The following is a 23,136-nucleotide window of genomic DNA, read 5'->3' as shown; positions in this document are numbered from 1 at the left end:
CGATAGCGCTCTGACTCAGTGACGACGAAGCAGTTCGACTAAATCATATAAAGGACCTGCATCGCGTAAAGCGATGCGCCTCATACCCGTTGTCCTTCAACGGCGGCATCCGCGAACACGGAGTGGCGCGACAACATCAAATGATTTGCGATCCAATTGGAAGAAATGGTGAGCACGAGTGAAAAAGGCGGAATTCCTTGGCATCGCCCACGGCTGTGACCATTGCCGTCGAGGTAATCGGCCCCGCGCCATCGATTGCCCGGATCTTCTGGCACAACACTGAATTCTTCATGCATGCAGCGATCCGTTTGGCTACAATTCGAGGGGCCGGTTTGCGTACGGTAGTCAGAAGCTCTGCGCGCCTTACTTTAGCGCCAATATTATTCAAAATACCCAACGGTAACTAGCCATCAACCAATAAGAAGGTGCCTCACCCTGGGTCGTTGCATTGAGCATCAATGTAGCGATGCCTCGACCTATCTCGGTTTCGATACCAGCACCTAAACGCAGCCAGTCTTGTTTTAACTCTTGACCCGCGAAGCTGAAACTATATAAGCCAATGACTTGCCCCGAAGCCGGCGAGCCGAATTTCTGAAACCGATGGGCCGCTTCAACTCGCCCCTGGAGCATCGTGCTATTAGACAGCGGATAGAGCACGTCGACTCCCAATCGTGCCGTCGACGCATGGTCGAGACGCTGATCCCAGATCGCTGGAAACGATCCGCCCTGTTCTATGTAGCCGTCTGTCTGGTTTTTCAAATAGGTTAGACTGGCATACGGACTGAATCTTGCTTCACCTCTGGACACCGCGTTGAGCCAATCTACGCGCAAGCGAAGAGCCTGACTCTCTACTTTTGGTGAGGCAAAGACATGTTCCAGATTGCCCGCATTCAAATAGCCCCTGTCGATATCTGTGCGCCCCCGGCCATAGTAGGCGCTAGCCGAGAAATAGAACGACGGCGACAAAGTAACAATGAGATCCGGCATGAAAAAAGTGCTGCGGGAAGTCGCATTTCCACCCATATCTGCATTTGTCTTGCTGTACGTTCTCCCCATCGAAATGTTCAGTTGCAATGTGTCATTGAAGCGATAGCCATAACCTACCTCCGACATTCCTAGAGAGCTGTCACTACTGCCATGATCTTGACGGCCTGCATCGCCTGCAACCCAGAAGGAAAAATGACCTTTGGGCAAAAGCGTGCGCATCAAGTTACTATGCATGCCGTTGACCACGATCTCGGCATTGTTGATCGCTTGCAGGTGTGCAGCGGCTGCTTGATTTAAGCCGCCATTGAATGATTGAACATCGATGAGACCGGAACCCGCTCCCCCAACGCCAGAGTTGACAACGCGTGCGATGAATGCATGGTTGTTGGCGAGGGCTCCGACCACTACACTTCCGTCGGCATTGGTGGCGTTAGCGCTAGAGGTATTCGTCCCGATCATGGAAATGCCGTTGGACGCGAGCCAACTTTCTACAGTTTGCATACCGGAGGACGAGGTCCAGCGGAAAGCACGTTGAGCGTTTCCCGCATTGCCGTCCGTAGCGCTCCCGACAACCACGTCCCCGCTGGCATTTACTCCGTTTGCAAAAGAGCTCGTTCCGCCGTTCAGCGTTCCCAGGCTGACCATGCCGCCAGCCTGGGTCCAACGGAAGGCACGTTGCGCATTACCTGCGCTACCGTCATCGCTGACACCAACCACCACATCTCCGACTGCATTGATCCCATTCGCAGAGGAAGTTGTTCCCCCATTTATGGTTCCGAGACTGATCATGCCGCCGGCCTGGGTCCAACGGAAAGCACGTTGAGCATTGCTTGCGCTTCCATCATAAGCATTTCCAACAACGACATCTCCCAACGCATTCACGCCAGTCGCAGAGGAGTGGGTGCCGCCATTGAGCATCCCGAGGCTAACCATGCCACCAGACTGTGTCCAGCGATACGCGGTGAATGCATTGTTTGCATTGCCATCGGCACTCCCCCCGACCACCACGTCCCCGAGCGCGTTTACGCCGGCAGCATATGAGTTGCTACCGCCGTTAAGTGATCCTAAACTCACCATGCCATTCGTTTGCGTCCAACGAAAAGCCCGAAAGTTGTTACCTGCATTACCGTCGCGAGCACTTCCAACTACCACATCTCCCGTGGCATTTGTTGCGGTCGCATGAGAGCTAAGACCGCCGTTGAGTGTTCCCAGGTCCAGCATCCCGCCAGACGATGTCCAACGAAACGCCCGGAACTGATCGCCTGCGTTGCCGTCAGTCGCGTCCCCCACGACGACATCCCCGCTTGCACTTACTCCATTTGAAGACGAACTGCTTCCCCCATTGAAGGGCGCCAGATCGCTTATGGTTTGAGCCGCCGCTTGAAACGCAGAAGAAATCGCTACAACGAATAAAGTGTATTTATAGGCGGTAAGCATTTTTTCTCCCCTTAGAGATGGCAAATGACCGTTTTAGCTCGCCCGTCGTTATCAAACGTTTAGTATTTTTTGTTTTTTTCTGCCGGCTTCTCCTCTTTGCCGGAGCTAAAGAGTGCCTTGGCAGGCGAGAAATTTTTGGATGCTAACGATGATCCGTCGAATGTGTCCGGGCTTGATCAGAATTGCAGATAGTCCGACGCCGAACACACGCGCCAATCGTATCAATTCCCTTGATTAAGTATGGCACTTTGACGCCTCGGCGTGCTCAATTTTTCGTCACAATCCCTGGCTTCGGACTGATGTTTTTCTTTCATCGCAGCCATCAAGCGCGGCAACCACAGCTTGCATTGCAGACTTGCACTTCCGAATGGTACAGACGTTTAACCCGGAATCCTGGCCTCATCTCATTGACCATCGACCGGCAATGTCGCATCGCATTGTCAATGTTGCATCATCCAGGTCATGATGAACTTGGCTGGGAATTGAGGTAGTGCAAGAGGCCTGGCGCTCAGCCATGTGTCGCACGTGGCGGGACGAGCCAGGAACTGGCTATTGCCCAACCATGGCCGGCAGCAATCTCATTTCATCACCGAAATCAAACGTGCTGCCCGCCATCGATATGGATCTCTGCACCGTTCAGGTAAGAACTGGCGTCGCTGCACAGGAAATAGATGACTGAAGCGACCTCCTCCGGCGTGCCGAGTCGGCGCAGCGGAATTTTCCGGTTGACGATCGCCGTCGTACCCGGAGACAAAATATCGGTATCTATTTCACCGGGAGAAACCGCATTGACGCGCACGCCCCGCAAACCCAAGTCATGGGCCATCTCACGCGTCAACGCCAACAGCGCGGCCTTGGAGGTTCCGTAGGATGCACCGGCAAACGGATGCACCGTGTTACCGGCAATCGAGGCCACATTGACGACAACTCCGCCGGCGCTACTCAGCGAAGCGCCAAGTCCTCTTACCAATTGCACCACTGAGAAAAAATTGATGTTGAAGACGCGCCGCCAGGTTTGCAGGTCACATTCCATCACCCCCATGCGCATACCACCGGCGAGCTTGGGCGACACACCGGCGTTATTGACCAGGGCATGCAAGCGGCCATCCGGCAGACGCCGGATGATTTCGGACAGACAAGCCTTGATAGCAGCGCCGTTAGCCAGATCAACAGAAATATGCTGCAGCAATCCTTGCGACGATTGATACGCGTCTGCCAAGAGAGGTTTGCTCGACAGGGTCAGCACACGCCACCCATTGTCGGCAAATAATCGTGCCGTCGCGCGCCCGATTCCCCTGCTGCCGCCGGTAACCAAGACAGTCTTGGCAGAATTCGGGATCATGCTCTTCCTCCTGATGTAAAGGACCTATTGTTGGTGCGGTCAACTTTCCCCGAGAAGATGCGTTGCCCACCATCGCGATACGATCATCAGACAGGCTCCGGCGCCACCGCAATCAGCGCACGCCCATTTCGCACCAAGCCAGTCCATCAAAACGCCGACAACATAAAAAAGAGAAAAACCCTTGATGAAAAATGGGCGCAATCCCATTTCTGGAAATCGAAGTCGACGCCAAAATATCAGGCCAACCATCTATCGCCAAAAGACAGTTTCGACACGACAAAAATAGAGGAATATCGCGAACGAAATTGTACAAACCAAGATCATGAATCCACTCCCCCGAACCACGTTACTCATCGTCGACAGCACGATTGATGCACGCCCTTTTATTTCTCAGACTCTGCGAAACCTCGTAGGTGACGTAGTCACATTGAGAAGAAATTCGATTCAATTTTTTCACTTGAAGAAAGGATTGACGCAATCACAATCGCTAGCCGTATGCAATATGCCGTTGGAAGACGGACTGATACTTCTAGGTCGTATGAGGAAGAGCACGTGCGTTAGCAAGATACGTACTGTCGTCATTACAGGTGCAGCTACCCGTCAACTAGTCGAGACGTTGGCCCGGAATGAAGTGGATGAACTGTTGGTTACCCCGTTTAGCGCCGCCACAATCTCAAGAAAAATAGCAATCCAGGTACTAGACATGTAATGCCACTGGCACACCTGCTCGTTTGACGCTGTAGCGGTCGAAGGGCAGATCATTTCGCAATTGTAATAATTCTGTTTGATTTTTGTAATTGCTGATTTCCTACAATGGACTCATCGTCAAACGACGATATTTCACCATCATCCACATCCTCTGATCGCCATTTTCAGGGCCCGCAGATGGATGAAATTCGAGCATTTTTCTGTCGTTAATTTTTCCGCTCAGCACAAAACCTTGCCGCGCAAGCAGAATGCCATCGGCGTCCGTCCAACAACGCCTCCTGTGCAGAAAGTGCGGCTGAACCGTGATCAATAGTCGTGCTCCGCAACAATGACTTCCGTCTTTTAATAATTTCAGATGATATCGAACCCGACCGAGTACGTTTTGGATGTGCCTCAAAAGAATGAGGCACTAGCGCCGATGAGCTCAAAATTATTGCTGCTTGTAACACAAGCTGACCTCAAATCTTTGATACCGTTTATCTCTGACCTCGCTATTCCGGATTGGAACGAGCGTGTAATGCTCTTGACATTTAATGAGAACAAAAGCATCCGGAGACGCGTTGGATCCGACGAATTTGAAGGGAACACGGATCTAGCCATTGAAAAAATCACGGCGGTCCGATTCGGATACTGCATTGCCAACAAGCACGTCGCGCTGGATTTTTCGCGTCTGTCAAAACTAATGCCCACGCTTCGCAAGTGCGGCTCCTTGAAAATTCTCAAAGAAGAAGTCAAGGATGCGCTGCGTACACTGAAGCTTCATTGGCTGGACTATGCCCAAGACCAATGGGAACATTCGTCCATACAGTGTATGAATCCTTATGAGTGGTGCCACCAGTTTTCTCAACTAGGCATAAATAGAAAAGTTGGAGAAAACCTTCTGAAGCAGCTTAAAGTCATTCCAGCTTCTCACCTGCAACGCTCTTTCACCGTGAAGCGGGGAGAATTGACCGGCATGAACGTTGCACATGCTTACTTCGAGGATGACGAACCAGGATCGAGCTCTTTGATGATCAGATCGGTTCTTGAGCATATCTATCCGAATGAATCGATCATTGCCATATCACCGGATTCCTTTCCCGCGATATCGAATCTTAGCCTTAATCGAATCTATATTTATGAAGACGGTTTGTGGAGTGGCGTCGAGCTTCAGAAGCGTTTAACCGGCCTGAGCATATACGAAGCCTGGAAAAAAGTGCCACTGGTCTTTCGTTACGCAGTCACTAGCGATGCGGGCCTGGTGGTAGGTCGAATGCACTGCGCACTTCATGGCTTTAACAATGTCACCATCGAGCCGGCTGAAAACCATTTCAGCTTCCTGGAAAATAAGAGCGAATGTGATTTTTTAAATATAAAGAAAAGCGATGACCTAAGAACCATCATTGACTCCGCAATTGAACCGTTTGTTTTTAAAAACAGGATCTTATGGAAAAACGATTTGGAATCTGGTCGGAAGATAATGGAGTCGCTGGGCAAGCAGCTCATACTGCCCTTCCTGCGCCGGCGAGAACAAGCCAAGCAACAGAAGAGCGGCAAGATAGTGCAGCCCCTTGAAGACATTGTAATTAGAAATGAGAAGATCAATAAATGGTCCCTGGGATCTCTGAAATTTGGTTCTACCATTGTTTTCAGTTCGAGCATTCCCAAATCGGTGTTGCCGATTTTTTGGCTTAAGGGGCAAGTCAAATGGGGCAGCGCAGTCTTGATTTGGCGGCCACTTTTTTGGGATGTACGGCTGACCGACGAAGTTCAATACAAAACCGACTGATCTGCGATGACATGGGTTCCTGCATAGCCTGAGTTCGCCATTTCCACTGAACGATAATCTCGATTTACGATGCGTGCCCCTTTTAAATTTTTGAGCCTCCCCATTTCCGGGTTGCACAGGATGGTGCTTACTGGATGGCAAATTCATGGACCGGAGGTGAGGGTGCATCGAAGTTGCAGCATTGTTGGTTGGCGTAACCGCATTACGCGCTTTATGGGCAATTTTGTACTGCTTGTCCTTTTTATGGGCATGATTTCCACCAGCTCCTTTGCCGCCCTCGTCGGCTGCACGGGGGTCGGGAGTAATTTTTCACAACTCTGGGGGACGTCGTCGTATAGCAATGCTGCATTCAGGTACAACCAACTTGTTTACGGAGGTAGTGTTAATCGCAATGTCAACCAACTCAACAATATGCCGGATGGTAGCGTGATCTGGAGCGCGGAGCAGACGTTCTCTGGTGTCCGCTCTGATGCCCCACCCTGGGGTGACGGCGACTGGGTGGTCTATGGGTGCTGGTCCCGACCAATTGCATTGGGTGGATATTCTATTGGTTTTCGAGGTTATGGCTACTCTGGACCTGGCCATAGCAACGAGATGCCGGTATGGGCTACGCCGGTGAAGGGTGTTTACCTGCGCATGGGCATGAAGGTCAATGGAGTCAATCCTCTTAAAAATGGCACCACCATCCTCGCGAATGCCAGGCGAGTCGCTGATGGGCGCTACAGGTACTTCTTTTCGAGTCAGACAAGGTATTCAGCAACTTTCGAACTTATCAAAAGCGGGCGCGTAGAACCCGGCAGTGTCATCATAAATGGAACCGGGGATGGGGCCTGGATCGGCTTTTCTGTCGGTGGTGTCTGGGTGGCGAGTGCGGGAACGAATGGTAGGCTCGATGTGGCGGGCAGTACTTGTTCGTTGAGCAGTCCCAATGTGTCCATGGGAGCAATCAGCGCCTCGACCTTTGGCGGACACTACGGCTATAAAACGGCGTCCGTTCCATTCTCGCTGCAATTCAGCAATTGCGCCGATGTGAGCAAGATTGCTTATAAGTTTGATGCCGCCGAAGGGGCCGTTGACAAAAAAAATGGTGTTTTTAGCCTGAGTAGCAAGTCTACTGCCGGCGGGCTGGCTCTGCAGATCAGCGATCAGTCGGGGGCGGCAGTGCCGCTCGGTGAGTTTAAAACGGTGGCGACTGCAAGCGCGCCCAGTCCCTCCATCCCGTTTTCTATTTCTTACTTCCAGCTGGAAAAAACCGTCAAGCCTGGCAGTGCAGATGGCAAGCTGATTGTTACCGTTCTTTATAACTGACGAAATCCTCGGTCCGGATAGCCGGCAGTGTTCCATTGTTGCCCGACTGACGAACAATCTGTTCAAGCGCTTCCGGACGAAGTCCGTGGTCATCGGCCAGCCGGCGCGCCAAGCGCCGATACGGCTTCCATGATGCAGCTGCGCAGCGCCAGCAAAAAGAGGTACCGACTGCTTCGATCAGCCGCTGTGAGCTTGAGGTACAACCCGCTTGTCCATCGCCGGAGATTACGCTGCGTTGTACGGCAACGCCTCAAAACCCTTGCTTTGTGACGGACGGCAGAAGCCTCTGATCGGCCCAAATGGATAGTGCCGGTTTGCCCAGGCGTGCGGCTTCCCGCTCGATGATCACCTCGGCGAGCGTCTTGGTGCTTGCCTCCTTGATCACTGGGTAGTTGTTGCGAGCGTTCAGGTTTTCCTGATCGTGTCCGGCTTCAGTCTTGACGCTCGATTGTGCGCATGCAGACACCGTGAGAACAGCAAGCATGGCGCCAAAGAGGATTGGAATAGCTTTCATATGATTTTTCTGGAACGAAAATAAAAACCGTGCCTGAACCAGGCGGCCCAGATCACCAGTTCCTTGTGTGGCGCATCGTTGGAATGCATTTGCGATAGTCGCGACCAGTGCAAACAAGGTCACTAGCCGCAATGTCATCGAAGCCGGATTTTTTGGCTTCACGTTCCTTCCTCAACACGCTCCTCAAAAACGTAGCCCATGCCCCACACGGTGTGCAGCAGCTTTCTGTCAAAGGCATCGTCAAGCTTGGCGCGTAATCTGCGGACTGCGACATCGACCACGTTGGTGTCACTGTCGAAATTCATGTCCCAAACCTGAGAGGCAATGCGTGGGCGAGAGAAGACCTCTCCAGGTCTGTGGATCAGCATATGCAGCAACGCGAATTCTTTGGCCGTGAGGTTAATCCGCTGTCCGTCTCGCGTCACTTTCCTGCGCAGCACGTCAAGCCGCACATCAGCGTATTCGATGACATCGGACTCACGGCCGGGACTACGGCGGAGTAGCGTGCGCACTCGCGCCAGCAGTTCGATAAAGGCGAAGGGCTTGACAAGATAGTCATCGGCGCCCAGCTCCAATCCCTTGACCCGATATTCAATTTCATCCCGCGCGGTAAGGAAAAGTACCGGTGTGTCGTGAGTACGGCGCAACTCTCGCAGAATGTCCCAGCCGTTCATGCGGGGCAGCATGACGTCCAGAATAATCAGTTTGTATTCCAGGGATTGCGCGTTGTGCAAGCCGTCTACGCCCGTTTGGACCCAGTCGACAACGAAGCCCGATTCTCTTAGCCCGCGACAGAGATAATCGCCGGATTTTAATTCGTCCTCTACCAGCAAGATGTGCATGATTTGGTTTCCATCCAATACATCAATATTCTGAATGAACCTGCCTCGGTAGCCGAAAAACAATGGTTTGTAAAAAATAGAACTGCTTTACCGGTGCAGCCTTTGGAAGATGTAAAAGGCCGTTGAGATCGCGACTTTGGAATGATTGGCCTAATACAACAATCGTAGGTTCATGGCGCCGATCGGCTATATCCCATGCGCCAACACTGAGAAGAACCGCTACGTGCGTCAGACGAAATAAAAAAAACCGCCGGCAAAGAACTGCCAACGGATTAAAAGCTTGCATCAACAATGCGGGAGATGAGCAATGCAGCCATATGGATACGGAGCTCCGTGAAAACCATAAAAAATTTTAAGTCACCTGAACGATAGTCCGAATAGGCTCAGACTGAAAAACTGCCAGGCAAAAGCTAATCCGCACACAGGCATCACACTGCCCATCTAGGTCGGTATTACACACGAGGTCCGAATTGCGAGCTGGATTGCAACCATCTCTACCGCACAGCGCGTCGATACAACATGAAACAAAAGAAGAGGCGGAGCAATTGCAGGATAAGATTCAGCTCTACCAAGCCGAATGCTATCTGATAGTTGCAGCGAGCCAAAGCCATCCTTAACTAGTCACCTCCGGCTGTACTTTACGTTGCCGGATCACGCTCCGGCTCCGCAGCAGAATGCTTTATCAGCGCCTCGCCACTATCAACCTGCGTTCCTGTCGTACAGGTCAAGTCCAACTGGGGCAGGGGGCGCTTTGCACTTCCATCCGACCCGGACGGCAAGTTATATCGCGTGGTGCATGCCGGCCGCTGATCCCATACCGCAACCAGGCGGCCTTGTTTTTTTTGACTGCGCAGCAAAATCTTGCCGCCTTGCCCCACAATGCCCTGGCGGTTTCCACGCTCATCCTCGACCACGGTGCCGAATGGAACCCACTGTCCATCCTGCTTGCGCAAGCGCACCAGGAATGAATGACCTGTTTTCGGCGTGAACACGACTTTTACAGCAGCCCCGGCCAAAGGAGCAACTTGTTGCACGGGGTTGTCTACCTGAATATCCAGCGATGCACCGATCGGATCCAGTTCAATCTCATTTTTCATGAACGGCGTGAGATACGGAATGATGGCATAACCATTTTTATCAATGCGTATACCGTCGGCTCCAGCGAGTTTCATCCCTGCAGCCCCCTTGGCTTCAACAATTGCATAGGTATCGGACAGCGGCTTAGACAGCGTCAGCCCTCCTCCATGCAAGACGGCACCACCACGCACCCCGAATGAAGCCTGCCGGTAAGCTGCCGAAGCACTGATCGAGCTGCTGAAGTCTGCATAACGGGAGCGATAAGCGACATTGCCGCCGGCGTCCATCTGCGATTGCACATCGCCACTCATACGCTGCGCACTCACGCCATAGGAAAAATTTCTATCTTCTTCCGATGTACCGCTGAAGGCCACTTGCTGCCGCGCGTTGTGCAGGGCATCTCGAGTGAATTGCATGTTCAACATACCGCTGGCTATCCCCAACGGTATGTTGATACCGACTGTCAGCATCAAATCCGCGCGACCTCCGTCGACGCGCTGACGTGACATCGAAACGTTATATCCGATTCCCCTGAAGACGTTGCTGTAGTTCCACTGATAGCCCATGTCACGTCTGCCATCCCAATAACAGGACGATAGCGCGGTGGCGGAGAGCATGCCAAGGCCCTCGGCCAGCGGCTGAGAAAGCGTGAATGATTGCTTGCTCTTGAGGCGAGATATTGAGTCGTCGTTCAATCCGCTCTGCGCCATCGATTTCATTGCCACCAGGTCATTGAGTGACCAAAAGCGGCGGGTAGAATAGCGATGATTGGCCAGGTAGATGCCCGTACTCGAATTGCTGAGCAAATGCGACCAAGCCATCCGGAGGCTGCTTCCCTGATCCACTACGCGCGGCGACACGCGCGCCTGGGACCGGGTGGCGTCCAGGGAAAGTGCACCGATCGGCGCATTCACCGCAGCGCCGACGGCCGCCGCCCGATAGTCCTGACTGAATTGGGTGCCGGCATAGGCCGTCCAGGCATTGGAAATCCCATGATGCAGACTGGCCTCTACCAGCCAGGCGCCCTGCCCATCCAGGATCCTGCCTGCATTGATGCGATACTTCGATTGGCCAGGCCTCATCAACTGAGGCACTGCGGCATAGGGAACGGCCATTCGCCTTACCTCTCCACCGACCTCCGTGATCGTCACCTCAAGGTCACCGCCATATCCCATGGGGTATAAGTCGTCGATAACGAACGGCCCGGGCGGCACGGTAGTTTCGTAGAGCTGCACGCCGTTCTGACGGACGTCCACTCGCGCGTTGCTGTTGGCAATCCCGCGAATCTGCGGTGCATAGCCACGCTGTGATTGCGGCAACATCCGCTCGTCGCTATACATTCGTATGCCGCGCATGCGCAGCGAATCGAATAACTCTCCACCGGTGCTCGTATCCCCCAACAGCAGCTGCGATCTCAAGCTGGCGACATTACGCTGCAGATAGGAAGAAATATTTTGATAGTGGCGCCCCCTTTGGCTGGCAACGGAGAGGGATCCGCGATGGCGCAAAAAAACACCAGCGGCATTGGTACCGGCGTCGAGCCCCAGATAAGCTTGGCTGTTGCTGTTCTGACCGCGCACAGATGCGTGATAAAGATTGAGGTTATAGTTCAGGCTGGCGGCATCCGCACCTGACGACCACTCGGACGGATCGACAAAGCCTCGCGGATCGCGGCGCAACATGGCTTGCGGAATCGTCAGATCAACGCGCAGTTCGGCAAAATCCACGGAGATCGCCATGCCTGCCAGCGCCCCGAGATCAACGCACTGATCATTGATGACGCCCGCGCTTTGCCCCGAACTGTCGAGCCTGGAGAAATCCAGGCCCATGCGTTCCAACATGGCCCGACTGAAGCATGGCGCGGCTTCGCCTCCCTCATGCGCAGCGACGAAGCTGACGTCGGCGCGCTGCAAATAACGGTCATTCAGGTATAGATCGAGACGATGCAGGCCAGGCATGAATGTCGGCCGCTCAAGAACCCGGAATAGCTCCGCCGGCTCGCCATTGAGAAAGCCCTGATCGAATTCCGATTCAGCTGCGCACGCTGCCGCCGACAATGCCAGCCACACTAAACATATGGTGGAACGCAGCATCATTGAGATCGTGCAACAGCGTCCTTTGCCTTCGTTCCGCCATAGTCATCGATTTCGACATAGGTAACATCGCCTGAATGAAACGAACTTGCCTCTGGCGGCAAAGGGAACACGGCGTCTTCATCGGGCAGCACATATCCCATTCCGGCATCGAACTCCCGGCCGCCGGCTCGATATGTGATCGAACCGAAATTGTGGACATAAGGCGAAGTATTTAAGACACGCAACACCGATCGGCCGGATTTCCCGGCAGCTACCACCCAAGTCAGCGCGTCACCTCGCGCAGGCAGGCCTTCGGGCCGAAAAAGCAGCTTGATGCGACTGCGCACAGCCACCTGCAGGCGATCCCCGGGAAGGGTGGACTTGGGTGGAACATCGAGAACATTCAACCAGAACAGCGTTTCCTTACCTGTCGGCAAAGGCTCCCCCGTATAGACGATGCGCACCGACTGGCTACTTCCAGGCCCCAGACGAAACAAAGTAGGGGTAAGGACGAACGGAACATCCTGCTGACTCCCTTCCCCGGCATCCACCCATGCCTGCACAAGCGAAGCCTGTTCACCCTCGTTCTTCATGCGCAAGGTTGCCTCAGCCAGACCTGCCGGCACAATCACCCGCGTGGTTTGCAGCACGACTTCGGCCTGCACCATTCCGGTTGCCGAACACAAGGCAAGCACCGCCCCTGTGCCGACAAGAAAATGCCTTAAAGCCATGTTGCAGAACCCATTTACGGATAAACCAGGGTGTACTTGACGTTCGTGACGACGGTACCCGCACCGGCCTTTGCGGTAGCGTAGTACGCGGCGTCATAGGCGATCTGCGCGGCGCCATTTGTATCAACATCAACAAAGTCGACCGTATCCGTCGCGCCGATAACCAAAGGAGCGATAGCACCCTGCTTGAACAATGCAACATCTACATTTGTTGCGGTTGCTCCGGACGACAAGGAAAGTCGACCAGCAGAATTCACCGTGTCACCACGCTCAAAAAACACGGCAATTTTCTTCTTATCTGTTGCGGTGCTGGCGGCACAACCGGTCAGATTGAAAAGAAAGCTTTTTCTTCCGGCCACCGACCCGGCAGACTTGAGCGAAGTGTCAGACACCTTGTCCAAAGCAACGGTAAAATCTGGCGTCCCCCCATTAACCTTGCAGGTCGACCCCACAATAGAACCCGTGATCATCACGGTTCCATCGGCAGCCCACACTCCTCCATTACTCAAGCCAAAAATCGCTCCCACCACCAGAGACAACTTACTTGCCTTCGAACGCAATAATATTTTCACAGCCCCACCTTTCCATCCGTCAAAAAAAGATCAACTCAAAAAAAAGTACCCCACTCAAGGCACTAGAGCCAACCTTAATCGCGACAAGAAGAAACAAAAATGGGCCGACGCCCAGCCTGGCCTGGGTCGCCACTGAAAATTCAAAAAACCTTGCATCACAATATTGGATCTGACATCCCCACATCGAAAATGGGCAAGCCTCCAAAAAAAGAAAACGCGTACTCAAATCAAATCAGGGCAATCCCGGTAGAAATCTCCTCCCCATCCCATATCATCGCGACCTGGCCCTGCCGACAATAGCCTCCAGCTCAAACCAATAGCATGCAAGGAGGCAATCGATGCGGCAACAGAGAGCTGGCAGACAAAGCCAATCTTCTCCGAAGAAATCTCTTCCTTTTCGGGCAGCCGGGCGATCCTATTGCCTCGGTGCGACTTTATCGTTGCTGAGCGCTCAGGTCATGGCCGCTAAACCTGCGTCGTTTTACGACATGGGATACGCGATTCCGCAAGCCATTAATCCTGTTGGAGACGTGCTCGTGGGAGTGGATACAAGGGGGGCCTTTAGATGGACACCTGCGAGCGGCTACACGCGCCTGAAACTGGGTCCACTCGCACCTATCTATACTTCGATGATTCCCATGGGGGTGAGCGCCGATGGCGATACGATCATAGGTTCGGCAACGTCGGTAGATGACCGGCGCGATGCATTCATCTGGACGCGTGAATCGGGCAAGTGGACCAGTATAGGCTCACTCAATGGAGGCACCTTGACCATCCCTCGCGGCATAAACTACGCCGGAGATGTTGTTGTCGGCGAAGCCGAAGACGGTCACGATCGGCTGAAGTGGGCTGCTTTCCGGTGGACGCGTTCGGGTGGAATTGAAAGTCTCGGCTACCTTAATGGCGGCTGGTTGTCCCAAGCAACGGCCGTCAATGCCGCCGGCGATGTCATAGTTGGCGATGCAAACAATGGGCCGGGTAATCGGGTTCCCAGAGTCGCCTTCCGTTGGACGCGCGAAGGCGGCATGCAATCGCTGGGAAGCTTGCACGGACCGCAAGGCCTCTCGCGTGCTACGGCTGTCAATGCAGCCGGAAACGTGGTTGCCGGTTACTCTGCCCAGTCTGACAACGAGGGCTGGCAAGCATTTCGCTGGACGCAGCAAACCGGCATGAAAAGCCTGGGCAATCTGAATGGAGGCCTCGAATCCTGGGCCAGCGGAATCAATGCCTCTGGTGACGTGATTGTCGGCACCGCGTACGATGGAGCAACTGAGAATAACCAGCCGAGGGCATTCCGCTGGACACGCGACGGCGGCATGCAGTCCGTAGAACAATGGCTAAGTGCCGCGGGAGTCAAGATTTCGGACGACATGCATACCTATGGCGCTACGGCCGTCAACGGCGATGGCACCATCGTTACCGGAAGACTGCAATCGGGCGATGCTTTCATTGCACGCGTACCGATTAATCAACCCAACACTCCCGCTCCGGAACCAGGCCTCATCGGCATCAGAGACTACCTCAACAGTCTCTATGCAATGGGAGGCGAGTCAAAGTTGCCTCTACAGGAACAGCGAATGGTCCTGCATGGCGCCCATGGCTCCCCATTGCAAAACCTATTGATTCAAGGCCAGAAGTTCGTGCGCGCCAATGGTGATACAGGCCAGACTGGAAGCGCCGACACGCGCCTGCGTCGAAACTCGGGGGAAATCGGCGTTGGCTACGGTGTTACTCCTACCTTACAGCTACAGTTGGCCGTCGGGCGCACTGATTCACGCCAACAATTGCCATGGAACGGCAGCGCGCGACATAGCGGAACCTATGTCTTGCCAGAGTTAGTGTGGCAGTCGATTCCAGATCTGTTTGTGAGCGTTAGCGGCTATTACAACCATGGGAACGCCGATATACGTCGCGGCTATTCCAACGCGGGACTCGCCAGTAGTTCAACCGGCACTACCAATTCCGCCACCTCTTCCTTAAGGTTACGGTTCGATATGCGCAATGCACTACGCCTTGGAGCGGTCGACATATCGCCATACGCCAGCATTACCTGGAGCCGCATGAAGATGAATGATTACCGGGAGCAAGGAGGCCCCTTTCCCGCCGAATTCGATGCACGCACAATGCACGATCGCATCCTGCGACTTGGCACCTCGGCCACTCTGATCACGCGCCAAGATATCGAAATCGACGGCAGTGCAGAAATTGGTTACCGTATCAACGAGATGCCTAGAATCAACGTCTCAGGGACGATTCCTGGCTTAGGTAATTTTTCCATCAGCGGAGCCGATACGGAACGGCGCATCTGGCCCAGGATTGGCCTCGGCCTGACCTCTCCGTTAAGGCAGGGGATGCTTTCGGCAATGCTCAACGCAACCAAGCGCGAAGGCCATGTCGGATACTGGCTCGCCAGCGCATACAGCGTACATTTCTAGAGAGCCGGAGATTTGCGATGAGCGACAATGAGCCTTGTCTTGCCATCTCTTGGGTGATCGCCCATTTCAATGGCATTCCACGGACAGTAACATTCTGATAGCGCACTTGGTCCACAATTTAGACTGCAGGCCTCCCCCGGGTTGCATCGGTTCCCCCGCCCTTAACTAAACCACCAATGCAACCTTTTTGCCCCGTTGGCTATCCAGCGCCAACGGGGCTTTTTTCATCAACGACGAATCATCACTGCTTAATCCACCGCTCCACCTCTGATATCCATTGCTTGCAACGGTTGTATGCATCGAGATCGCCTCCGGCCAGCCCCGACTGCAAAGCCAGACTTTCCCCTGCCATTGCATCCTGCCCCAAGGCCTGCAACCCTCCCTGCAATCGATGAAGGAGACGAATGATCAAGGGAGTGTCTCCGTCCTCGATGGCCTCGATCAACTTGCTCCTCTCTTTTGGCCAAGATTGGGAGAACGCCTGCCGCAGAACTTCCTCAAGGCTGGCCGCACATCCGTCACTCTCGAATTTTGACTCGGAGGAAACAGGCCAGAGTCCTTCCAGTATTCGTTGCAGCGTATTGATCGAGATCGGCTTGTATATCACTTCATTGAAAATACTCAGACGCAAATCGTCTGATTTGCTGTGGCTGACCGCGGTGGCAGCGACGATCACCGCGCGGGCGTCTTGCTTGCGAATCTCGGTGGCCAGTGCAATGCCGTCGAGCCGTGGCATACCCAAATCCGTGATCAGGATATCCGGTCGTTTGGACTGCCACTGCTCCAGCGCCTCGGCACCATCTCGCGTCAGACGTACTGATCGATAACCTAATGCCTCTAGCTGATGCTCGATCAGTGTTAGATTCACATGATCATCTTCGGCCACCAGAATATCCAGGTCGCCTCGCCCGTTCGGCACAGGGACTTCAGTTCGAATCGCAGGCAGGTCCGCACTGCCGCTATCGGCGAGGGCCAGAATCCATGACTTGCGGTCAAAAGCGCTGACCTGACCAGATCCTCCGTGCGTCGTTCCGTGCCTGACAACGTCAGCCCGAATCGACACTACTTTAGTGTCGGAGTCGAGCCGCTTCTCGTCGCAATCCTGTGCTACAAGTTCGATATCGACGTGCCCCTCGCAAGGCGCTACTTGTACTTCAGCCCCCCAATGCTGCAGATAGGAGCAGAGCATCTCACGTAGTACGGCAACCCGACAATGCAGCGCTATCACGCGATTGCTTAATGGCCGGGTCTGTGCCGCTGGCTGGTATGCAGTGGAAGCCAAAGGAATTTCGGCACCAAAAACGCTGCCTTCCCCCTCCTTGCTGGTAAGGGTAATGCGCCCCCCCATCAATTCAGCCAGTCGCCGGCACAAGGAAAGGCCTAAACCGGTTCCGCCAAAACGGCTGCTAATAGTTTCGTCGGCCTGTTCGAGCGATTCGAAGATACGTTGGCGGGCAGCGAGTGAAACACCGATTCCCGTGTCGGTGACCTCGAAACGTACAACTCCGGCCAAATCCTCGCTGGTCATCCGAGTCACCGCCAGGGTGATAGCACCGTGCGATGTAAACTTCACCGCGTTGCCGACCAGGTTTTGGAGTATCTGCATCAAGCGCTGGCGATCCCCCAACAGGGGTTCTTCGAATGCCGGCGATGGCAGGCAATAGAACTGTAATCCCTTATTGAGCGCCAATGGTGCAAATAGCTGCGCACATTCTTCAAGAAGGTCATTGACGTTGACCAGGGTGCTGTTCAGCTCTATCGATGTGGCCTCAATTTTAGTGACGTCCAGGATGTCATTGACCAAGCTCATCAGCATGTCGAAGGCATGCCTGATCAGCTCCACGCGCTGACGCTGCTGATCCTTTAAGTCATCGCGCGCCAGCAGCTCCATATGTCCAATGGCCCCATGCAAGGGGGTACGAATCTCATGACTAACCTGTGCGAGAAACATCGACTTCGCCTGGTTAGCCTTATCCGCCATGGTCTTTGCTTCAAGCACCAGCGCTTCGTGCGCTTTGTGCATATTCATATCGATCATGCCCAGCAAGACCACGTCTTGACCGGCAAAGCGCGTGCGGGCCCAGACCGAACCGAGATAGCTGGCGCCACCGTCACGCAGGCGTATTTCCGCTTCGATCATCGAATGATCGAGATCACTCTCCGAGTGCTGCCCCAAAAGGTTGCATTCCCTTACGATCTGGGCATAAAACTCACTGTGTGGAATGAGCGAGTGTTCCAGCATCTGAGACGCCACGGAATTTTGCAGCACTACTTGGCCAGTGCCAAACGCATACACGGCGATTCCTACCGGCAGCGTATCGATGATGGTCTGACTGAACTGGCGTGTTTCAATCAGCGCCAGTGCCTTCTTCTGCAAGGGACTGATGACAAATTTGTCGAAGTACAAGGTTGCGGCCCAAACAAAAAACAAAGCGAACAAACCCCAAAATGCACCGATGGTGAAGTCACCATGCAGACCATCTATGATATCTCTCCATGTAAACGAATAGACGACTGTCCAGCCGGGTGCATCGATATTCTGGGTAATAAAAAAATAGCTGCCCACCCGAAAATAAGTGATGTGATTGCCATCACGCGCCGCTTGTCCGGACTTGTCGCGTACATGGCCCAGAACGGTGTTATCGAAAGGAAAATGCCAGTCGCTCAGAAGACGTCCATTATTCCCTGCATCCAGCACGAACAGTCCAGGCACGCTTTCGTTACTCATGAAGAACTGGTGAAACTGCTTGCCCGGCACCGAGAAGACTGCGGTGGCCACATGGCTGTTAGTCAGGGGGATCTGTACAGCCAGCCCGGTAATAGCGTCGCGTGCTATCGGTGCATTGCCTGATGGGCTCCACCAGATCACCTTGTGTCCTACGCTGCCCTGCGCATCTGCGGCGCGAGCAAATTCGCGCGCAAATGCAGCGTCAACCTGCAACCCCATATTGCCGATGAAGGTGTGGCTACCTTGCTGCCCGACGATGCGCGCCTCTTCAGATGCCAGCGGCGGCGAAATCGCCAGGAAAGAATGATCTGACGTATAGAGATAGCCATTGAGGGTTACGCCCGGCTCGGCAGGATTAAAGATCGGCAAAGCCGATGCCTGCCGTAGCAACTGCAGCAGGCTGCTCAGATAAGCGCGGTCGCGCGTGGGAGTCAAGTTGCCAACAATTGAAAACGGCACCACTGTCAGGGTATCGGGCGTGGTGAAAATCCCCCCTCCTTCCGGCTTGGTCAGATACCCTTCTGGCGACAGTATGTCGTTTTGATACAGACGTTGCAGCCGTCCGTACATTTCCGCGAATTGCGTGACTCGCGCAGCCAAACGATCGGCTTCAGCCTTAATCTGTTCTCGCTTGCTGATGAATAACCCAACTTGCCGCTCTCGAAATTGGCTGAAAGCGCTGTACCCTAGAAACAACAATGCACAGATGATGGCCACCGACAGCAAGGCGGCGCATCCGTACAGCATGCGGCGATAGTAGCGCTCTGAAAGCGCAAGGATCTGGCGAGGCATGCGTGCTACCTCATTCGTTCAAGTCTCTGAAGACCCGGCTCAACTCGACGTCGTTGCTGACCCCAAGCTTCTTCATCGCCGCGACTTTCTGGTTACTGATCGTTTTCGGACTGCGATGGAGACGCTGAGCGATGGCTCTGATTGATAGTCCTTCGCATATCATTCTGGCAACTGCCGATTCACGCTCTGAAAGACTCTGCAGGCCTACCTGGCCTGCCTGATGGGTGAAGATCTGTTCCAGCAGCAGCGCCGACAATGATTGTGGCAAATAGATATTGCCGGCGTACACGCTGCGCACCGCCTGCGGAAGATTGACGAAGTCCGTCTTGTTTTTACCAATAAAGCCGGCAGCTCCCAGTTCAAGTGCACCAGAGATGATGTGCGAAAGTGCATGCGCGCTAAGAAAAATGACTCGCATCTCTGGAGCATGACGCCGAATCTTACGGAGCAAGTTCAGGCCATCGGCCTGTGGATCGTCATCGAACGCATAGTCGCAAAGCAATACGTCGACCGGAGAATGTGTCAGCCCGTCCATGAGCTGCGCTATACTTTCCGCGGCGAAGCTCAACACCATGTCTGAGCAAGGCGCGAGAATGCTCTCCACGCCCCGTAAAACCACCGGATAATCGTCAGCGATTCCAACCCTGATAAGATTGCTACGCCCCATTTGTTTCGACTCCATCTTGTATCCCATGTGCTTCACAGGCAGGTTCATGTTTTTCATCCTTGGCACGTCTATGATCGCACCATCAGTACCGGACGATGCCTCCTGACGCTCCTATTTTAAATTAGGTGTGGCCATTTGGCACTCTGGTTCGTCTCCTGAAACGAGCGCCCCGGATGCATTCAGGTAAGTAAAGAATTCCGGGGCCGCTACTGGTTTTCCGAACAAATAACCTTGGAACAGACCTACGCCAAGGCGCCGCAGCCGGCGGTGTTGCGCTACCGTCTCGACTCCTTCTGCTGTGACATGCGCACCAAATGCACGCGCAAGATCGACAATCTTTGCGATTAAACGCCCATACATGGGATTACTCTCCATTTGCTCGACGAAGGATCGGTCGATTTTGACGCAACTGATGGGACCGCAAGCAAACTGATGCAGTCGTGCATCGCCAATCCCAAAATCGTCAATGGCAACGGTAGCACCTGCATTTCCCAACTCGCAAAAAAGAGCTGCGCAATGGTCAGCAGTCAGATCTGCACCGCGCTCGGGCATCTCAACCATCAATCCCAGTTGGCGATCGTCCATATGTTTCAGAAAAGACCGGCATTCCTTTGGCAATGAGGCACTCTGCAAATGTGCAAGGCAGGCATTGAACGAAAGAAAGAACGGCCGATTCAAGCGCAATGTCGCTTCGCGCCAAGTGTTCCTCGTTTTGGTCAGAATCTGACGCGTTGCTGCGACCAACAGGCCTTCTTCAGCCAACTGGGTCAGGAACTCTGCCGGAGGTAACACGCCATGGCGTGGGTGATGCCAACGCATCAGCATTTCAGCTCCCTGCCAGGCCCCATCAGCACACACAATCGGTTGAAAATAAGGATGGAATTGGTTGTCGTGCAGCGCAGCGAGCAACTGGCTGCGCTCGATACGGCTCGCAGCATAGATGAAGTTGGTTTCGGTAATTGCATTCATAGCATCACTCCTTATTTGCTGCTGAATCGGCTGAAATGACGGCATTCAACTTGGCGGCACCTGCCACCAAATTTCCGGAATCATCAATCAGCGTGTAATTCAGGCTGGCGCTGATCCGATCGAACCGGACACCAACCTCTGCAGCGATCGGGTAGACTCCCTCTCCCATGGGCGGCGTCATCATATCGGGCAACTGCTGTATCGGGTATTGTCGATCCCCAGCCTGTACAGCCATGCCTCCGAACGAAGCAAAATAGGCGCTTCGGTTGTGGCAGACGACGAACCATTGCTCGTCTTTCCGCCTGATCTGGAAATCCAATGCCGTTGCAATCGATCCTGCGGGCGCCTGTAAACCTTCAGGCCGATAGAAAATTTTAATTTGGGTATTGAGTCCAAGCAGTACCCGCGGTGTGTCATTGTTTTGGTCACCGGCCGGGAGGATGGGAATCTCGTAGAGATTGAGCCACGAGAGCGACTCCCGCCCGGCCGGCAACACGTCCCCTGTGTAAAGCACGCGTATCGACTTGACTTCGTGCGATTGCAGCCGAAATACGGCCGGCATGACGAACATCGACGATACGATGGTGTCGGGAATACTGCTTCCCTCGCCATTGTCCACCCAGATCTGCAGCATCACCGGATAGTCGTTGGTATTGACGAGGGTGACGCTTTGCGCCTGTGCACCGTCGCTGAAAATAACCCGGGTACGATCAGCCATGACCCCGGCCAGCGCTACTCCGGAGCAAGCAATGAGCCAAGCAGCCAGACACAGCTGCCTGCGCTTCGCCATGCGCTTTAGTACACAAGAGAACCAGTGGATCAGCCGCATCATTGCACCTTCACCACGACGTAGGCGCTAGCCTGGATTCGCCCCGGTGTAATCACGTTGGCGCCAGGCAGCTTGCTCAATGTGGCTGCAAATGAACGCGTGACATCGAACGTGCTGCCGCCTGCCCCTCCTCCCCCTCGGGTTGCCGGGTACCAGCCGGCGTCAGGCCCCATCTTCGCCGACCATCTCGAACCGTCGTTGGCCACGAAGCCCTGGCCTGTGATTGCCGAATTGGCCAGGAAATTCATGGTCTGGCCGGTCTCGCCGTCACTCAGGCGAATACCCACCCCCGTGGCCATTGAGGAGTCAGCGCCATAGTTATCCGACAACAGATACGTAATGCCTCCGCCAGACGTCGTCAATCCCATTTGCCGGGCTTTGGCTTCAGCACCGGCAGACACTTGAATCCCGATAGCCGTCTGGTTGATAGCTACACCGGAGTTGACGGAGCGATCGCACTCCAACTGGACTGCAAAATTTGCCTCACGTGTTTCCCCGCGCTTGAGCTCTTCGATCGTGATCGGCAGAAAATATACTTCTGGTGTGGCATTGCGCACCACACAGCTCGCCGTGTTGCTCAGGGAAGTCCCCTGACGCATACCGAACGCCACCCCGTTGGTCGGAAAAAAACGCCATTGTCGTGCACTGTCGGTGCCATCCGGATCGTTGTCGGTATAGCCCGGCCCCCGAAATGAAAGGTACGCATTCGGTTGCGTGCAGGTGTAAACCGCAGCGTTGCCGCCGCCAAGCGCTGGGGTTCCAGGACACCAGTTACCTGGCCACCCAGTGCTGTCGGCGGTCGACACCCTGGCAATCTCCGCCTTGACCGGGCTCAAATGCTTGGCCTTGATGAATATCTTTTTGCCGTCTGGACTTAAGTCATACTCCGTCAGCTTGGCGGACTGATAGAACCGCGAGAACACCTTGCCCGAACGCACATGGGTCACTTTGATGGCCACATAGGGAAACCATGTTTGATAAAACCCAGGCAAACCATCCTTCGTACCAATCTCACTGAAGCCACCGACCCGATCATCGCCGTTGGTGGCGAACACCTCGTATAGCTCGTCCTTGTCGCTGATATCGCAGGTCCACATGACAGTCTCGTCATTAATACCACGAGCCTGGCCGGCAGTAGCCGTCGCCGATCCCAGGATGGTACCGACCGGCTGCAGAGCGACATTGGTCAGGTTGACCCGACCGAACCAGAACTGCGCCGAGCCGTCGTCCAGGATAGGTGTAGTGGGATAGGCAGAATAATTGTTACGTTCGCATCGCGCCTGCGCGGGGCTGGCCAAGATAAGGCTCGTCAACGCTAAACCATGCGCCACTAGGCGCAGCAGTATTTTCTTCAT

Annotated in this window: 15 protein-coding genes and 1 pseudogene; 3 read left to right on the top strand and 13 right to left on the bottom strand. The window is 54.1% G+C overall.

Annotated elements, in window-relative coordinates; translation table 11 throughout:
* Nucleotides 1-187: 187 nt before the first annotated feature.
* The 3 genes and pseudogenes from PMI16_RS25890 to PMI16_RS11765 form a co-directional block, all read right to left on the bottom strand.
* A pseudogene (locus tag PMI16_RS25890) lies at nt 188-304 on the bottom strand (IS110 family transposase); the annotation flags it as partial.
* A gap of 80 nt (nt 305-384) precedes the next feature.
* Nucleotides 385-2,424, bottom strand: a complete 2,040-nt coding sequence (locus PMI16_RS11770) for an autotransporter domain-containing protein (protein WP_007879731.1) — start codon at nt 2,422-2,424, stop codon at nt 385-387.
* A gap of 595 nt (nt 2,425-3,019) precedes the next feature.
* The gene (locus PMI16_RS11765) at nt 3,020-3,766 is read right to left on the bottom strand and encodes an SDR family NAD(P)-dependent oxidoreductase (protein ID WP_007879729.1); all 747 of its coding nucleotides are present in this window, start codon (nt 3,764-3,766) and stop codon (nt 3,020-3,022) included.
* Nucleotides 3,767-4,892: 1,126 nt separating this feature from the next.
* Between PMI16_RS11765 and PMI16_RS11755 the strand changes: the two genes are divergently transcribed.
* A complete protein-coding gene (locus PMI16_RS11755; RefSeq protein ID WP_157212611.1) occupies nt 4,893-6,242 on the top strand; it encodes a phosphoribosyltransferase-like protein in 1,350 nt (449 codons plus the stop codon).
* A 69-nt stretch (nt 6,243-6,311) separates the two neighbouring features.
* Nucleotides 6,312-7,550: a fimbrial protein gene (locus PMI16_RS11750; protein ID WP_007879725.1), complete on the top strand. Its 1,239-nt coding sequence runs from the start codon at nt 6,312-6,314 to the stop codon at nt 7,548-7,550.
* Nucleotides 7,551-7,800: 250 nt separating this feature from the next.
* On the opposite strand, the gene PMI16_RS25015 is transcribed toward PMI16_RS11750, so the two are convergent.
* The 5 genes from PMI16_RS25015 to PMI16_RS11725 all read right to left on the bottom strand — a co-directional run bounded on the left by PMI16_RS25015 (nt 7,801) and on the right by PMI16_RS11725 (nt 13,361).
* A complete protein-coding gene (locus PMI16_RS25015) occupies nt 7,801-8,226 on the bottom strand; it encodes a hypothetical protein (RefSeq protein WP_157212610.1) in 426 nt (141 codons plus the stop codon).
* Nucleotides 8,223-8,906, bottom strand: coding sequence for a heavy metal response regulator transcription factor (locus PMI16_RS11740; RefSeq protein WP_007879721.1), 684 nt, complete (start codon nt 8,904-8,906; stop codon nt 8,223-8,225). The genes PMI16_RS25015 and PMI16_RS11740 overlap by 4 nt, the downstream gene beginning before the upstream one ends.
* A gap of 638 nt (nt 8,907-9,544) precedes the next feature.
* Nucleotides 9,545-12,079, bottom strand: a complete 2,535-nt coding sequence (locus PMI16_RS11735) for a fimbria/pilus outer membrane usher protein (protein WP_007879720.1) — start codon at nt 12,077-12,079, stop codon at nt 9,545-9,547.
* Nucleotides 12,076-12,789, bottom strand: coding sequence for a fimbrial biogenesis chaperone (locus tag PMI16_RS11730; protein ID WP_007879718.1), 714 nt, complete (start codon nt 12,787-12,789; stop codon nt 12,076-12,078). The genes PMI16_RS11735 and PMI16_RS11730 overlap by 4 nt, the downstream gene beginning before the upstream one ends.
* A gap of 14 nt (nt 12,790-12,803) precedes the next feature.
* Entirely contained in the window at nt 12,804-13,361 is a 558-nt protein-coding gene (locus PMI16_RS11725; RefSeq protein WP_007879716.1) for a fimbrial protein, read from the bottom strand.
* Between the two features lie 458 nt (nt 13,362-13,819).
* Between PMI16_RS11725 and PMI16_RS11720 the strand changes: the two genes are divergently transcribed.
* Nucleotides 13,820-15,796 carry an autotransporter domain-containing protein gene (locus PMI16_RS11720; RefSeq protein ID WP_162131120.1) on the top strand — a complete coding sequence of 659 codons (1,977 nt, stop codon included), beginning with the start codon at nt 13,820-13,822 and terminating at the stop codon, nt 15,794-15,796.
* Nucleotides 15,797-16,037: 241 nt separating this feature from the next.
* Here PMI16_RS11720 and PMI16_RS11715 read toward each other — a convergent pair whose 3' ends face one another.
* The 5 genes from PMI16_RS11715 to PMI16_RS11695 all read right to left on the bottom strand — a co-directional run bounded on the left by PMI16_RS11715 (nt 16,038) and on the right by PMI16_RS11695 (nt 23,136).
* On the bottom strand, nt 16,038-19,316 hold the full coding sequence (locus PMI16_RS11715) for a hybrid sensor histidine kinase/response regulator (protein ID WP_007879714.1): 3,279 nt from the start codon (nt 19,314-19,316) through the stop codon (nt 16,038-16,040).
* A gap of 10 nt (nt 19,317-19,326) precedes the next feature.
* Nucleotides 19,327-19,983 carry a response regulator transcription factor gene (locus PMI16_RS11710; protein WP_051994639.1) on the bottom strand — a complete coding sequence of 219 codons (657 nt, stop codon included), beginning with the start codon at nt 19,981-19,983 and terminating at the stop codon, nt 19,327-19,329.
* A gap of 111 nt (nt 19,984-20,094) precedes the next feature.
* Nucleotides 20,095-20,952 carry an EAL domain-containing protein gene (locus PMI16_RS11705; protein WP_007879712.1) on the bottom strand — a complete coding sequence of 286 codons (858 nt, stop codon included), beginning with the start codon at nt 20,950-20,952 and terminating at the stop codon, nt 20,095-20,097.
* A 4-nt stretch (nt 20,953-20,956) separates the two neighbouring features.
* On the bottom strand, nt 20,957-21,784 hold the full coding sequence (locus PMI16_RS11700) for a fimbrial biogenesis chaperone (RefSeq protein WP_157212609.1): 828 nt from the start codon (nt 21,782-21,784) through the stop codon (nt 20,957-20,959).
* Nucleotides 21,781-23,136 carry a fimbrial protein gene (locus tag PMI16_RS11695; RefSeq protein ID WP_007879709.1) on the bottom strand — a complete coding sequence of 452 codons (1,356 nt, stop codon included), beginning with the start codon at nt 23,134-23,136 and terminating at the stop codon, nt 21,781-21,783. The genes PMI16_RS11700 and PMI16_RS11695 overlap by 4 nt, the downstream gene beginning before the upstream one ends.

The sequence above is a fragment of the Herbaspirillum sp. CF444 genome (assembly GCF_000282135.1).
GTDB lineage: Bacteria > Pseudomonadota > Gammaproteobacteria > Burkholderiales > Burkholderiaceae_D > Herbaspirillum.
Note: the sequence above shows the minus strand (reverse complement) of the source record. Positions and strands in the feature narration are given on the sequence as shown.

Excerpts from the sequence above, each read along its gene's own strand:
- PMI16_RS11770 (WP_007879731.1), bottom strand. The coding sequence starts at position 2,424 with ATGCTTACCGCCTATAAATACACTTTATTCGTTGTAGCGATTTCTTCT.
- PMI16_RS11765 (WP_007879729.1), bottom strand. The coding sequence starts at position 3,766 with ATGATCCCGAATTCTGCCAAGACTGTCTTGGTTACCGGCGGCAGCAGG.
- PMI16_RS11755 (WP_157212611.1), top strand. The coding sequence starts at position 4,893 with ATGAGCTCAAAATTATTGCTGCTTGTAACACAAGCTGACCTCAAATCT.
- PMI16_RS11750 (WP_007879725.1), top strand. The coding sequence starts at position 6,312 with ATGCGTGCCCCTTTTAAATTTTTGAGCCTCCCCATTTCCGGGTTGCAC.
- PMI16_RS11740 (WP_007879721.1), bottom strand. The coding sequence starts at position 8,906 with ATGCACATCTTGCTGGTAGAGGACGAATTAAAATCCGGCGATTATCTC.
- PMI16_RS11735 (WP_007879720.1), bottom strand. The coding sequence starts at position 12,079 with ATGATGCTGCGTTCCACCATATGTTTAGTGTGGCTGGCATTGTCGGCG.
- PMI16_RS11730 (WP_007879718.1), bottom strand. The coding sequence starts at position 12,789 with ATGGCTTTAAGGCATTTTCTTGTCGGCACAGGGGCGGTGCTTGCCTTG.
- PMI16_RS11720 (WP_162131120.1), top strand. The coding sequence starts at position 13,820 with ATGGCCGCTAAACCTGCGTCGTTTTACGACATGGGATACGCGATTCCG.
- PMI16_RS11715 (WP_007879714.1), bottom strand. The coding sequence starts at position 19,316 with ATGCCTCGCCAGATCCTTGCGCTTTCAGAGCGCTACTATCGCCGCATG.
- PMI16_RS11710 (WP_051994639.1), bottom strand. The coding sequence starts at position 19,983 with ATGGGGCGTAGCAATCTTATCAGGGTTGGAATCGCTGACGATTATCCG.
- PMI16_RS11705 (WP_007879712.1), bottom strand. The coding sequence starts at position 20,952 with ATGAATGCAATTACCGAAACCAACTTCATCTATGCTGCGAGCCGTATC.
- PMI16_RS11700 (WP_157212609.1), bottom strand. The coding sequence starts at position 21,784 with ATGATGCGGCTGATCCACTGGTTCTCTTGTGTACTAAAGCGCATGGCG.
- PMI16_RS11695 (WP_007879709.1), bottom strand. The coding sequence starts at position 23,136 with ATGAAGAAAATACTGCTGCGCCTAGTGGCGCATGGTTTAGCGTTGACG.